The following is a 12917-nucleotide window of genomic DNA, read 5'->3' as shown; positions in this document are numbered from 1 at the left end:
GCCCTCGACCCGAGCGAGCGGCACATGCTCGCCCGGCCGCTGTCGGCGGCTGGGCGACCACCGCGGCGGCCCCGAACACGAGCATCCCCGGCCCCTCCGAGTGACCGGACGGCGAGCTCCGGCACACGCGCCGCTCAACTCCGCCGGCCGGCACGATCCCGGCTGGCACCCACCACACCCCGAAATCTTCCTCACATGGCCACGCTGCTGCACATCGACTCGTCCGTGTCCGCCCGCGATACGTCCGTCTCGCGCGGGGTGACGCAGACGTTCCGCCGCACCTGGGCGGCTCACCACCCCGACGGCACGGTGATCTACCGGGATCTGGCTGCGGATCCCGTCGCGCACATCACCGCCGATGCCTACGCCGCCGGTCTCGCCGACCCGCGCACCCATACCGCCGAACAGGCCGCGGCCTTCGCCCTCCGCCGGCGTCTCATCGAGGAACTGGAACAGGCCGACGCGATCCTCATCGACGCGCCGATGCACACCTACACGATTCCCTCCACCCTCAAGGCGTGGCTGGACAACGTGATCCTCCCCGGCCACACGGCTGCGGAAGACTCCACGTTCGCCGGTACACCGACCACCGTCGTCACAAGCCGGGACCTGTCCTACGCGCCCTACACGGCCGAAGAGGGGCACGACTTCGTGCAGAACTACCTCATCGCGGTCCTCGCTCACACGCTGCGCCTGGATGTCGGTTTCATCGTCGCGGAGTTCACTCGTGCCCCCCGGGATCCGGCGCTGGCCGCGCTCCTGCCGCTCTTCGAATGGTCCCGGGACCGCGCACACCTGGAGGCGGCAGCCAGGGCCCTGGCCGCGGCCCGGTACCGGGCGGCCTGAACCCGCGCCCTTGGCCGGCGCGCCTGTCGGGCGGCGACGGCCGTTCGATCGACCGGAGGACGGCGCGTACACCGGCAGCCCTAGGCGGCGCCCAAGGTGTGCGTCCGGTCGTCCCCCAGACGGTTGGGTGCGGGCCGGCGGGAGAACCGCCCCTCCGGGCTGTGCCCGATGCCGGGGGAGGACGCCAGGACGGTGTCGCGCGGATCGTCCAGCGTGGTGGTGGAGCACTGACCTCAACGAGCAGCCGCAGGGGCTGACCGCGGAAGGAGCCGTCCGCACCGACGATGAAGTGCTCGGAGCGGTGGCTCGGGACGCCGTGGATCTACTGGGCGGAGCCGGCTTGGCTCGCGTGAAGGATGCCTGAACGAGGATCGCACCCGTCTCTTCGTGGACCTGTCGCGGTCCGCCAACCGGCGCTGGTGCGGCATGTCCGAGTGCGGTAACCGACACAAAGTGGCCAACTACCGGAAGCGGCAGCGACAGCCGCGCTGACGACTTCCGGGCGCGGTCAAGTGAGGTCCCTGCCTTACGCGGCGGGCGAGCCCGCCCACACCGTCATCTGGGGGTGTCGACGACGACCGGCTACGTCGCACTCGATGGTGCGATGTCGCCTCGTGCAGGTCAGCCGCTGGTCCCGCAGTCTGGACTCAGGGTCGTGTTGCAAGGGACTACCCGAAGGTTTGACCGACGCGCTCGGCGGAAGAACGCTCCACCGCGTCTAGAAACTGGTGTCGGCGGTGGGCGTAGGCGAAGTCGGGGACCGTGTGCGTTCCGTCCCTCAAGTCCTTGGCCAGGTTCGTGTACAGCGCGGCAACATTACGGCTGGGCCCGACGAGGTCGACGGGTACGTCGCTCGCGTATTCAGCCGGGACTTCAAGGGGGGACACGCTCGTGTCCGCCGCAAAGCCGGCCTCCACGGCGACGTCGGTCACCTGAAGATTTCCCCATGGCGCGGTGACTACGACGTCTCCGTCGGTCCCGTTGATCTCCCAACGGAAGTTGTCACCGCGGGAGGTACCCCCGCGGTAGAACACGGAAGCCGCAGCGCCGCCTTCGAGCGTGCCGATGACGGAGATCTGGTCCGGGGCGGTTACCGGAAGGAGTTTGCCGCCGTCGTCGGTCACAGTGACTTCCTTGCGCCCCACGACGAGGTTGGCTGACAGATGTTCGAACTCCCCGAGCGTGACGTTGAGCGCGTCGATGGCGTGAAGGGCGGCACCGGTTAGCGGCGTGGCGCCTTGCGTGTTGTCGAACCAGTAGGCGTGGTCCTTGGTGGTCTGCGGTCCCCACACCATGCCGGAGGCCACCATAGTGGTGCCGATGACTCGTCCGATTCGCTCCTGCTCGATGATCTGTCGCACGTAACGCAGCCCGGGGTGGTAGCGCCCCTGGAGACCGATGACGGTGCGGACACCAGCGGCTTCGGCACGCTGTGTGAGCTCGGTGGCCTCAGCCAGATTCAGCGCCAGGGGCCATTCTGCGTAGACGGTCTTGCCGGCCTCGATGACCGCCGAGATGAGTTCGCGGTGATAGGGAACCTTCACCGCTACAACGACGACATCGACTCCTGGGTGCGCCAGGAGGTCGGCGTCATTGTCGTAGGCGCCCTGCACCCCGAACTCCTTTGCCGCTGCCTGTGCGGATTCCAGACGTGAGGTGCTGACGGCCCGCAGCTCGTAGTTGGGCAGCGCCTTGAGAGCGGGGACATGGCTGATGGAGGCCCAGCCTCCTTGACTGCCGCCGATGATGCCGACGCCGATGGTGCTCACTGTGTTGCCTCCTGGGCTGACGACTCATGACGAGCCGGGGGCTGGCGACCACTTGGCCGATGTGTTGGGCGGGGCCCGATTCGGGACGGGAGCCACTCGGAAGAGGGCCAGGAGACTGCTGGCGATGTACCAGCGACCGTTCATCCAGGTGTGCGCGTCGTCATACTCGCCGTAACCGTGAAAGCCCTCTTGTGATGAGAGCCAGGTGTCCGAACTCACCGGGCAGCCGCAACTATCGGAGCCCGTCCAGGACGCGGACGGTAACCACGGCGTAAGCGATGTGCGGGATCATGTCCGAGACCCACCCCGCTGGACCCCATGTGCGGGGATCGGTCACCCCTAGAACAGTCATCGGACCATTCGTGCCGATCAGTGCTCCCACGGTGGCGACCACGTACTGGCGCCGCAGAGACGGCCGCCAACCAGCGGCACGTGCGGCGCCCAGCACGGCTCCCATTCCCAAACCAGCGGCGAATCCCGTCATCGGAGCAAGCCCCGCGATCCGATCGTTGAGACGCTCGCCCGTACCCGGGATGCGGATGTGAAGTCTTTCCGTCAATTTGCGCAGAGTGTCTTCCGGTGTGGTGCTGGCCGGCCTGGCTCGAACCGCCATGTCGGCGTAACTGACCATGTTGAGCGCGGTCGTGCCCGCCGCTCCCGCCGCGGCGCCACGCAATAGCGAACTCGTCAGGTTCATGGCTCCTCCGCAGGTATGCCGTGCAAAGATGTCGGTGCAGACACGTGGTTGGCGCCACATGCCCAGCGTCTCACTTGACCGGGCGTAGTGCAGCGTGGACTGAAGCTGACTGCCTGCGTCCGCGGGGTATGGCCGTGCATGCCGGAAGCCTGGAGACATGTGTCCCAGGCGTCGGGACACTGGTGCGCCTGGGACTGCCTGCCCGCACCGTGGGGACGGCTGATCAGCTGGAGTGACAGTGCGGACGATGCGGTCCGTTGTGCCGCCCGCAGGCAGCACGGGCTGCCGGCATGGTGAGGGCGCGGACCCGGTCCGCAAAGGCCGACCGCGGAGCCTGCCCGAGGCCGCTAGCTGAGCAAACTCGTCGGCATCTCGTATGTCACGTATCGTGAGATGTAGCTGCGCTCGCACTGGACGAGGTCTTGGGGATGGGCATTCCATCGGAAGCTTCCCTCGCGCGTCGGCCCGCTGGGGACAACAACGCTCACAAGATGGCGACCTTCCTGCTGGACGGTAACGGCACGATCACCGCGTGGAGCGATGAGGCAGGTCGCCTGCTCGGGTACAGCGAAACGGAGGTCGTCGGCCGGCCCGCTTCGGAGGTGTGGCCACGTTTGTTCTCACCCGTCCCGGATGAGCCAGCCGCTCCCGGTGCAACAGACAGCACCTCCTGCCGTCGCGCGACCGCCGTCCACCAGCCCGGACGCGGCGATAGCAGCCTTGATGTCGTCCTCTTCACCGCCCCCGGTCCGGACGGAGAAGGCACCCTTGTTCTGGTCTTGCCCACGCGGCTCCTGGCCGACGAGGAGGACCAGGCCCTTCTGGACGCGGTGTTCACCCACTCACCGATCGGCATAGCCGTTTACGACACTCAGTTGCGCTTCCTGCGTATCAACGATGCTCTTGCTCATTTGTACGGGATTTCTGAAGCGCAGGCTGTCGGCCGGCGCATCGCCGAAGCACTCCCCGATGCGGACACCACAGCCGTCGAAGGCCGGCTGCGCAAGGTGATCGACACTGGTCTGCCGGTGTGGAACGCCTCTGGTCAGGGAATATCGTCCACTGACTCCGGTGGCGGCGGCCCCGGCGACGCACTCACCATCCCTCTCACCCTGCCGGATGGCCGTCTTATGGGAGTGGCTGATGTGTTCACCGGGGTGACCAGCCGCTACACCAGTGAGCAATCCGCCTTCCTCAGGAAGGCCATCGCCTGTGTCGGCACCACGTTGGACGTGACGCGTACCGCAGAAGAGCTGGCCGACCTCCTCGTCCCCTGCTTCGCCGACATCGTCGTGATTGATCTACTCGAGGGTGTCGTACGAGGCGAAGAACCCCGGCATCACGGCACCGATGGCATCTCCCTGCAACGCACCGTCCGTAAGGCCTACCGGCCCGCACTCGTTGACGCCGTACAGCAGTTGGGCGACAGACAGCATTTCCCCACTGACGCGCCACAGTGCCAGACGTTCACTGACGGTCAAGTGAGGCTCATCGAGGTCCTCGACCCACAAGTCGGATGGATGCGTGATTCTCCGCTCCGCACCCTGCTTCAGTCCGGCGCACATTCCTTGATCGTCGCCCCGCTGCGTGCCCGGGGCGTTTCCCTGGGCTTGGTGCAGCTGTATCGAGCGGAGGGCGAGCGCCCCTTCCGACCCGAGGATGTCGTCTTCACCGGAGAGGTCGCCGCCCACGCCGCTCTCAACATCGAAAAGGCCCGCTGCTTCAGCGGGGAGCACAGCGCCCTGGTCACGCTTCACGAGAGCATGTTGCCCCGTCTCGTTCCGGACCAGAGTGCCGTGCAAGTCTCCCACCATTACCAGCCCGCGCTGAGGAGCGCCGGTATGAGCGGCGAATGGTTCGACGTGATTCCGCTAGCCGGCTCCCGCGTCGCCCTCGTCGTCGGCGGCGTACCGGGGGCGGGCTTCCGAGCGGCCGCGTCCGTGGGACAAATATGCGCGACGGTTCGCACGTTGGCCCAGTTGGACCTGAGCCCTGAAGAACTACTGGCCGGGTTGGACGGCATGGTTCCGCGCCTCGCCGAACGAGAGCACAGCGCCGGATCCACAGCCTTCGCAGAGTCACTGGTCGGTGCAACGTGCCTGTACGCGTTGTACGACCCCGTTTCCCGGCATTGCGTCATGGCGAGCGCCGGCCACCCACCGCCAATCATCGCCGAGCCGACCGGGCAGGTATGGTTCCCCAGCGTGCCGACCCACGGTCCGCTCGGCCTGGGTGAGCCCGTCTTCGAATCACTGGAACTCGACCTCGTGGAAGGCAGCACTCTGGCGCTTTACACCGAGGGACTGCTCCAAGCCTGGAATGCGGACGATGCGCTGGCCGACCGGCTCCGTTTGCTCCTTGCCGACGGGAGCCGTCCCTTCGACGCGTCCAGCAGTACGGTCGCCGATGTCCTTGCACCTCACCTGAGCGCCGAAGACGGCTTGGCACTGCTGTTCGCCCGAACGCGATGGCTCGACCCCAGGCACGTTGCGACCTGGGACATACCGCACGACGGCAGCACAGTGGCGACCACCCGCTCGCTTGTGCTCAGACAACTCGATTCGTGGGGTCTTGCGCACCTGGCCTTCAGTACCGAGCTCATCGTCAGTGAACTCGTCACCAACAGCATTCGCTATGGGCGGGAGCCGATTGAACTGCGGTTGATTCACGATCGTGCACTGACGTGTGAGGTGAGCGACGCCAGCAGCACCTCTCCACACATCCGCCGTGCCGCCGTCACCGACGAAGGGGGACGCGGACTCTTCCTCGTGGCGCAGCTCTCGCACCGGTGGGGCACCCGCTACAGCACCACCGGCAAAACGATCTATGCGGAGCAACTCCTTGAGCCGCAAGACGACGGTCTTCATTGAGCGAGTGCCGAGGAAGCGCTACAGCGCACAGGGCAGGGTCCCCCCACCACCCCTGTCCAACCGGCGGCCCGCCTCACGTTTGCCGCCCGGTGATCCTGCTGACTGCTTCCGACAGCGGGACTGTAAATCGGTTCGGTGCAGGAGGCGTTCGGGACCAGCCCAGTTGGCGGTCGTCAGCCGCCGTTGTCGGCCTCGCCGACTACCAGGTCGAGGACACGGATGCCGGTCAGGTCGATCTCGGCCGCCGGATGCAGTCGAGGCTGAGGACCCGGTGGTCGAGACGCCGCCCGGCGACCGGTGCGCCCGTAAGCCGAGCATCGGGCTTGCCCGGCGGGTCGGCTGATGGTCAACCACCAGCCGACCCGCCAGGCCAGCGATCACTCGACAGCGGACGAAGTCGTCACCGCGTCGGTCGGCTCCGCGCCGGTCACTCGGCGGCTTGAGGCTCCGGGGTGTCGGCGCTTTGGGCCGCTATGACCGGCTCGCGCTTCGGTTTGCCGGCGTTGATGGCAAGGAAGGCAACCAGTGCCGCTGCGGCAAGGAATCCGGTAGCCCACCAGTAGGCAACGGAGTAGCCGTGCACCAGTGACAGACCGGTGAGGGAGGCAGCACCCTGATGGGAGGCGACGTATCCGGTCGTGGCGCTCGCGGCGATGGTGTTGAGCAGCGCGGTGCCGATGGAGCCGCCTATCTGCTGCGACGTGTTGGTCATGGCGGAGGCGACTCCGACGTCGCGGAGTTCGACACCATGGGTACCCAGGCTGAAGGCGGGCATGAACGCCGTGCCGATACCGGCACCCACGACGATTTCGGCCACTGCGATGTACCCGAACGAGGAATCGACGTCAAGCAGTGCGAGCATCAGCACACCGATACCCGACACGGTGTAGCCGGCGCCCATCAGCACGCCGGGGCGGACCCGGTGGGAGAGGCGGGCGCCGATCTGTGTGGATCCGATGGCCTGCGCGGCGGCCATCGGTATGAAAGCCGCTCCGCTCTGCACCGGTGAGTAGCCCTTCACCAACTGGAAGTAGTAGCTGAGGAAGAGGAACATGCCGAACATGGAAACGACTGACAGGGCTAGAGAGAGGTAGGCGCCTGCACGGTTCCGTTCGGTGAGGACGCGCAGCGGCAGCAGCGGCGATGTCACCTTTGCCTCAAGCAGGACGAAGGCCGCCAGCAGGAGAGCGGACAGGACGAACATGCTGACGGTCACGCCCGCACCCCATCCGTTGCTCTCCGCCTTGGCGAAGCCGAACACCAGGGCGACGGCGCCGCCACTGGCCAGCATGGCCCCCGGCACATCCAGCCGACCGCGGCTCGCGTGCGCACCCGGATCACGCACGACCGTCAGCACACCGATGATGCCGATGGCCGCGATGGGCAGATTGATATAGAACCCCCAGCGCCAGTCGGTGTACTCGGTGAATATCCCTCCGAGCAACAGGCCCAGGGCGCCGCCTGCGGTGGCGATGGCACCATAGATACCGAAGGCCTTGGCGCGCTCCCTGGCGTCGGTGAAGGCCAGCGAGATCAGCGCCAGAGCGGCAGGGGCGAGGAGCGCGCCGAAAACGCCCTGAAGGGCACGGGCAGTCAGGAGCGTGGGCAGGTTCTGCGCGGCACCGCCGATGGCCGAGGCCAGGGCGAAGCCGACCAGTCCGATCACGAACACCCTCTTGCGCCCCCAGAGGTCGCCCAGGCGTCCGCCGAGAATGAGCAGTCCTCCGAAGGCCAAGCCGTATGCGGTAATGACCCATTGGCGGCCGCCGTCGGTGAAGTGGAGATCATGTTGAGCGGACGGCAGGGCGATGTTCATGATTGCCCCGTCCAGGAAGACCATCAACTGGGCGATGGCGATGAACAGCAGGGCCAACCAGCGCCGGGGGACGGGCTTGTCGACGTCGTGGGACATGATGTGCATTCCTTTGCGGTGTCGTTGGTCGACCGGAATCCCCTGTCGCCCTGCGCCGGCGGATCCGCAGGGGCCCGGGCAACGTCCATGTGCCGGCGGCCATCAGACGATGCGTCGGGCACGGCATGGGGGACGTCACAGATGTGCGCTGCCGGCCCGGGATGTCGTGCGAGCCTGGCAGCAAGGCGGGATTATCACGGTCATGATGCGGAGCTGATCGGCGGTCAGTGCGTTGCGCACCGATGTCATTCGTCGACCGCGATCGCAGTGCTCCCGGCCGGCCGCGGAGCAGGAACGGTTCGTTGCCGGTCCAAGCGAGGACGACATTGTCCTCGGCGGCCGTCAGTCTCCAGCGAGAAGTGGAAGTGGTGGTGGAGGGCCGACACGGTGGTGGACTCCTCCCCGCATCCGATCATGTGCGAACCGACCATGGTGGGGCCGAACACATACACATATCGCTCTTCGAGGAGGCGCCAGTCGTGCTGGTTGAGGTAACGGGGCGATCTCGACCAGCCTCACGACGAGACTGCCGGCAGAGTGCTTCTTCACCTCTCACCTTTTCATTGTCGAACGATCGTTAAAATTAACGGGCAGTAGAACCTGACAAGGCCCGGCGCCGCGCTCCCGGGCCGACGGCCACGACGCCACATGCTCAACCAAGGCAGTGCAGGGCGACCTCCGCGGCCCGCGTCAACGCGCCGCGATCGGCGTTGATGGCCCCCATCACCCGCAATCCCTGGAAGGTCATGACGAGGAAACCGGCAAGATCCGCAGCGCTTCGGTCGGCCGCTATCTCGCCGCGCCCCTGTGCCTCGGTGATCACTTCGAAAAGTGTGAGTTCAAGCAGTTGTGTCGTCATGCGCAGCCGCTCGGCCACCTGGGTATCGCTGTGTGCTCGCTCCATGGCTGCGCCGACGATCAGGCAGGACGCCTGACCGGGGCCACGGGTGATCTCGTCGATCACCGCTTCGAAAGCAGCACGAACCGTCTCCCGAGCGTCACCGCCGGCGCGCAGCATCTCGATGAACGGCGTCGCGTAGCGCCGCCGGTACAAGTCCAGCGCCGCCAGGTAGAGGCCTTCCTTGTTGCCGAAGGCCGCATAGAGTGAGCCGCTGCCGATCTCCATGGCCTCGGCCAGATCCCGCACGGACGTGCCGCCGTATCCGGTGCTCCGGAACGCCTCCATCGCCGCGCTGACGGCGGCTTCGGTGTCGAACTCGCGAGTGCGTGCCATGCACCCAAGGTACCTCTATGAGGAACGATCGCCAAATAATTTTTGCTGCGATGGCCGCCCCAGTGATTTGGCTGGCTGGCGGTGAACTCCTCGGCCGACACGTGCGTTGCATTGCATACCAGGTCGAAGATGTCGGCAGCTGAGGCAGGCTCCGGTGGCGCGAAGAGGCCGGCGTGTGGTCCCGGCTGCACGAGGTCCTCCTCGCCAAGCTCCGCAGCGCGAACGCCCTGGACTTCTCCCGGGCCGCCGTCGACGGCTCCCACATCCGCGCCTGATCACCGACGCCACCGGGATCCCGCTCGCCGCCACCCTGACCGGCGGCAACCGCAACGACGTCACCCAGCTGATCCCGCTGCTTCAAGCGGTACCGCCAGTGTGGGGCAAGCGCGGTCGGCCTCGGCGTCGCCCGGACGTGGTCCTCGCGGACCGTGGTTACGACCACGACAAGTACCGCCGCTTGGTCTGGACCTCGGCGTGAAGCCACTGATTGCCCGCCGCGGCACCGAACACGGCTCCGGTCAGGGCACCCATGCGACACGGAGACCGGCGGCCTGCGGGTGGGGGACCGGGTGATGGCGATGGCTGACCCGACCGGTCCCTTGGGCGGCGCCTACGCACAGTACGTCGTCCTGCCTGCGGAGCACGTCGCCCGGGCGCCTCGAGAGCCGTCGCATGCCGAGGCGGCCACCTTGCCTATGAACGGGTTGACCGCGCGGCTCGCCGTCGACCTTGCCGGACTCTCGTCCGGGCAGACGCTAGCGGCCACCGGCGACAGGGCTGATCGAGCTGCGGCCATCGGTTCGGCGGCGGTGGCCTCGGCCGTCCATGACGGCGGCGTCATCGTCACCCTCCTCGGCGAAGGAAACCGGGCTCTCAGCCCTGACGAGATGCAGCGGCGGCATCTGCGCCTGCGCATGGCCTTCGTCCCGGACTACCTGGGTGACCGCAGCCGGCTCGACCGGCTGCGCGATCAGGTCGAAGCTGGAGGACTCATTCTTCGCGTGGCTCGCACCTTCCCTCCCGAACAGGCAGCCGAGGCCCTCCGTCTGATGGAGGCTGGCGGCGTCCGCGGACGCCTCGTCCTGGAGTTCTGACTCTCTACACCTGCCATCGGCAGTGGCTCCTGCTGAACGCAGAAGAGCTGCCGGGGGACGGGGAACGACACTGCATCCTCCGCTTTGCGCTCCACCCCTGCACCACCTTATGGATGCTGTCCGGTCTCTGAGCCGCGCACGGAGACCGGACACGCTGAGGACCCACCTGGGTGTACACAAAGGAACACAGTGGCCGGCCGGGCAACGCTGTCGAGGCACACAGAAGCAGCAGAGCGGAACATCGGAGACGGTGGGTCGCGCTTCTGCAGGGCTGCCGGCGGCACACTGCGCCTCCGGCAGCTTCCCACCCGTTGTTGTCCGCACCGTCTCGGGGCGGGCCTGGACGGCCCCGCAGTCCGAAGGCCGAGCGTAGTGGCCGCCCCCGGGTGTGCTTCTGCGGCGTGACGGGCGGCGATGCACCGCCAGTCCGGCGACCAGCGGCCGTCGCCAAGACTTCCTCAGCCTGCCGCGGGCTGCCCGCACTGCCGCCCTCGCGGGCGCGGTGTCGCGCCTCATGGGCCGGATCGCCACCTCTCCAGAACGAGCGATACAGATAACTTCTTCTTTTCTTGCCATTCTGTTCCACATAGGGTTCACTGAAGTAACAGCGCTTGATCGGCGGCAGGCCGAAAGCGCGGCGCTCCCCTCGGACGGGTGCCAGGCGGGTCACTCAGGACCCCCGAAGTCAGTGACCGTCGCCCATGTGGCAGGCGGAGGCGAAAGGTAATCGGCATGAACACGCACGAATCCCGCAGGTCCTCAGCGTGGCGCTCACGTACGGTCGGCGCGGCCGCAGCAGCCGCACTGCTGGTCGGAGGGGGCGCGGGCGCGACGGCCTGGGCTTCCCAGCCGGAGCCCGCGCCCCGTACCGCCGCGGCCAGCGACGCGGCTACGGTGCAGCGACTGGCTGACATCGAGGACATCCGTCAGGTCAAGGCGCGCTACTTCCGCTACCTCGACACCAAGCAGTGGTCCAAGCTGGCCGCCCTGTTCACCGCCCATCCCACCATCGACGTGGGCGCGAAGTACAGCAGTGGCAAGGAGCTCGCCGAGAAGACGGCGGCACTCCTGGGTGACGCCCCCACCGCTCACCAGGGCTTCCTGCCCGAGATCCAGGTGCACGGAAACCGTGCCACGGCGACCTGGGCGATGGAGGACTACGTGAGCTTCCCGCCCGGATCCAGCTACAAGAACGGGTTCCACGGCTACGGTGAGTACCACGACACCTATCAGCGGATCAACGGCCGCTGGTACATCTCCAGCACCGAGCTGTCCCGGTTCCGCGTGGACACCGTCCCCAACTGGACGCCGCCCGCCGCGCAGAAGTAGTCCTCGACCGCAATCCCTCGGCCCGCGCAGGGCCACTCACACAGGAGTGAATACATGAGCACCATCGGTGTCGGAATCATCGGCGGCAGCCCAGGTGGCTGGGCCTCCATCAGCCACATTCCCGCTCTGCAGGCCCTGCCTGACTTCGAGCTGCGGGCCGTCAGCACCTCGCGGCGCGAGTCGGCGGACGCGGCCGCGCAGGAGTTCGGTGTCGATGCGGCTTTCGACAACCACGCCGGGCTGCTGGCCCACACGGGAGTTGACGTCGTCGTCGTAGCAGTAAAGGTCCCGCACCACCGGGAGCTGGTCTCCGCGGCGATCGACGCCGGGAAGACCGTCTACTCCGAGTGGCCGCTGGCCCTCAACCTCGCCGAGGCCACCGAGCTGACCCGGCGCGCACAGGCCGCCGGTGTACGCACCGTCATCGGCCTCCAAGGGCGCTACCACCCCGAGCTGCGCTACGTACGGCGCCTGATCGAGGACGGCCGGATCGGCCGGGTCATCGGCACCACCTTGGTCGGGTCCGGCATGGTGTGGAACGGGCAGACCACCAAGGCGCACACGTACTGGTTCGACGACGGCCAGGGCGCGACCCCCCTGTCCGGCGCCGCTCTGCACGCCATCGACGCCCTCAACGTCACCCTCGGGGAGTTCCAGCACCTGTCGGCCAATCTGGTACGCGGCCGCACGGAGGTGACTGTGACCGACGACGGCAACACCGTCATCCCGGTGACCGCCCCGGACCAGATCTCTGTGCTCGGAACTCTCGAAAACGGCGCCGCAGCTTCGATCTTCTACCGCGGTGGTGCTTCGCGTGGCGACAACTTCCGCTGGGAGATCAACGGCACGGACGGTGACATCGTCCTGACCGCCCCTTGGGGCAACATCCAGGTGACCGACCTCACCCTCCAGGCCGGCTTCGGCGACGATGCGACTGTGTCCCCGCTCGAAGTGCCCGCCGAGTACTCGGCAGCCATCCCTGAAGGACTTGTCGGCCCTGCCAGGAATGTGGCCGCGATGTACACCCACCTGGGACAGGACCTGCGCGAGGGTACCCGCACCGTTCCCGACTTCGCTTACGCCTACACCCGTCACCAGCTCCTGGACGCCATCGCTGATGCATCCAGGCAGAGGACTGCGCGGACCCTCGGCTAGGAGGCTGAACG

10 protein-coding genes and 1 pseudogene are annotated in these 12917 nt (G+C 67.1%); 7 read left to right on the top strand and 4 right to left on the bottom strand.

Features of this window, described 5'->3' with window-relative positions:
* Positions 1 to 195: 195 nt before the first annotated feature.
* Together B100_RS0128875 and B100_RS35995 are read left to right on the top strand one after the other, a co-directional pair.
* Positions 196 to 846: an NAD(P)H-dependent oxidoreductase gene (locus tag B100_RS0128875; RefSeq protein WP_024887877.1), complete on the top strand. Its 651-nt coding sequence runs from the start codon at positions 196 to 198 to the stop codon at positions 844 to 846.
* Positions 847 to 1206: 360 nt separating this feature from the next.
* A complete protein-coding gene (locus B100_RS35995) occupies positions 1207 to 1338 on the top strand; it encodes a CGNR zinc finger domain-containing protein (RefSeq protein ID WP_106967118.1) in 132 nt (43 codons plus the stop codon).
* Between the two features lie 176 nt (positions 1339 to 1514).
* On the opposite strand, the gene B100_RS0128870 is transcribed toward B100_RS35995, so the two are convergent.
* Positions 1515 to 2615 (bottom strand): Gfo/Idh/MocA family protein, encoded by a 1101-nt coding sequence (locus B100_RS0128870; RefSeq protein ID WP_024887876.1) that lies wholly within the window; start codon positions 2613 to 2615, stop codon positions 1515 to 1517.
* 232 nt (positions 2616 to 2847) lie between these two features.
* A complete protein-coding gene (locus B100_RS35990) occupies positions 2848 to 3312 on the bottom strand; it encodes a hypothetical protein (RefSeq protein WP_078541229.1) in 465 nt (154 codons plus the stop codon).
* A 491-nt stretch (positions 3313 to 3803) separates the two neighbouring features.
* Between B100_RS35990 and B100_RS0128865 the strand changes: the two genes are divergently transcribed.
* Positions 3804 to 6182 carry a SpoIIE family protein phosphatase gene (locus tag B100_RS0128865; protein ID WP_051490090.1) on the top strand — a complete coding sequence of 793 codons (2379 nt, stop codon included), beginning with the start codon at positions 3804 to 3806 and terminating at the stop codon, positions 6180 to 6182.
* Positions 6183 to 6609: 427 nt separating this feature from the next.
* Here the strand turns inward: B100_RS0128865 and B100_RS0128860 are convergent, their stop codons facing one another.
* Both B100_RS0128860 and B100_RS0128855 read right to left on the bottom strand, forming a co-directional pair.
* Positions 6610 to 8094, bottom strand: a complete 1485-nt coding sequence (locus B100_RS0128860) for an MFS transporter (protein ID WP_024887874.1) — start codon at positions 8092 to 8094, stop codon at positions 6610 to 6612.
* Positions 8095 to 8746: 652 nt separating this feature from the next.
* A complete protein-coding gene (locus tag B100_RS0128855; protein WP_024887873.1) occupies positions 8747 to 9328 on the bottom strand; it encodes a TetR/AcrR family transcriptional regulator in 582 nt (193 codons plus the stop codon).
* Between the two features lie 146 nt (positions 9329 to 9474).
* On the opposite strand from B100_RS0128855, the pseudogene B100_RS35985 reads away from it, so the two are divergent.
* The 4 genes and pseudogenes from B100_RS35985 to B100_RS0128835 all read left to right on the top strand — a co-directional run.
* A pseudogene (locus B100_RS35985) lies at positions 9475 to 9853 on the top strand (transposase); the annotation flags it as partial.
* Positions 9854 to 9906: 53 nt separating this feature from the next.
* A complete protein-coding gene (locus B100_RS0128845; protein ID WP_486585727.1) occupies positions 9907 to 10422 on the top strand; it encodes a zinc-binding dehydrogenase in 516 nt (171 codons plus the stop codon).
* Positions 10423 to 11154: 732 nt separating this feature from the next.
* Positions 11155 to 11751: a nuclear transport factor 2 family protein gene (locus B100_RS0128840; RefSeq protein WP_078541227.1), complete on the top strand. Its 597-nt coding sequence runs from the start codon at positions 11155 to 11157 to the stop codon at positions 11749 to 11751.
* 54 nt (positions 11752 to 11805) lie between these two features.
* On the top strand, positions 11806 to 12906 hold the full coding sequence (locus B100_RS0128835) for a Gfo/Idh/MocA family protein (RefSeq protein ID WP_024887870.1): 1101 nt from the start codon (positions 11806 to 11808) through the stop codon (positions 12904 to 12906).
* Positions 12907 to 12917 lie beyond the last annotated feature (11 nt).

It is taken from the genome of Streptomyces sp. CNH189 (genome assembly GCF_000527195.1).
This window is presented reverse-complemented; position numbering and strand designations above follow the sequence as displayed.

Coding starts and splice junctions, on each gene's coding strand:
- B100_RS0128865 (WP_051490090.1), top strand. CDS start 3,804: ATGGCGACCTTCCTGCTGGACGGTAACGGCACGATCACCGCGTGGAGC.
- B100_RS0128860 (WP_024887874.1), bottom strand. CDS start 8,094: ATGTCCCACGACGTCGACAAGCCCGTCCCCCGGCGCTGGTTGGCCCTG.
- B100_RS0128840 (WP_078541227.1), top strand. CDS start 11,155: ATGAACACGCACGAATCCCGCAGGTCCTCAGCGTGGCGCTCACGTACG.
- B100_RS0128855 (WP_024887873.1), bottom strand. CDS start 9,328: ATGGCACGCACTCGCGAGTTCGACACCGAAGCCGCCGTCAGCGCGGCG.
- B100_RS35990 (WP_078541229.1), bottom strand. CDS start 3,312: ATGAACCTGACGAGTTCGCTATTGCGTGGCGCCGCGGCGGGAGCGGCG.
- B100_RS0128875 (WP_024887877.1), top strand. CDS start 196: ATGGCCACGCTGCTGCACATCGACTCGTCCGTGTCCGCCCGCGATACG.
- B100_RS0128845 (WP_486585727.1), top strand. CDS start 9,907: ATGGCTGACCCGACCGGTCCCTTGGGCGGCGCCTACGCACAGTACGTC.
- B100_RS0128835 (WP_024887870.1), top strand. CDS start 11,806: ATGAGCACCATCGGTGTCGGAATCATCGGCGGCAGCCCAGGTGGCTGG.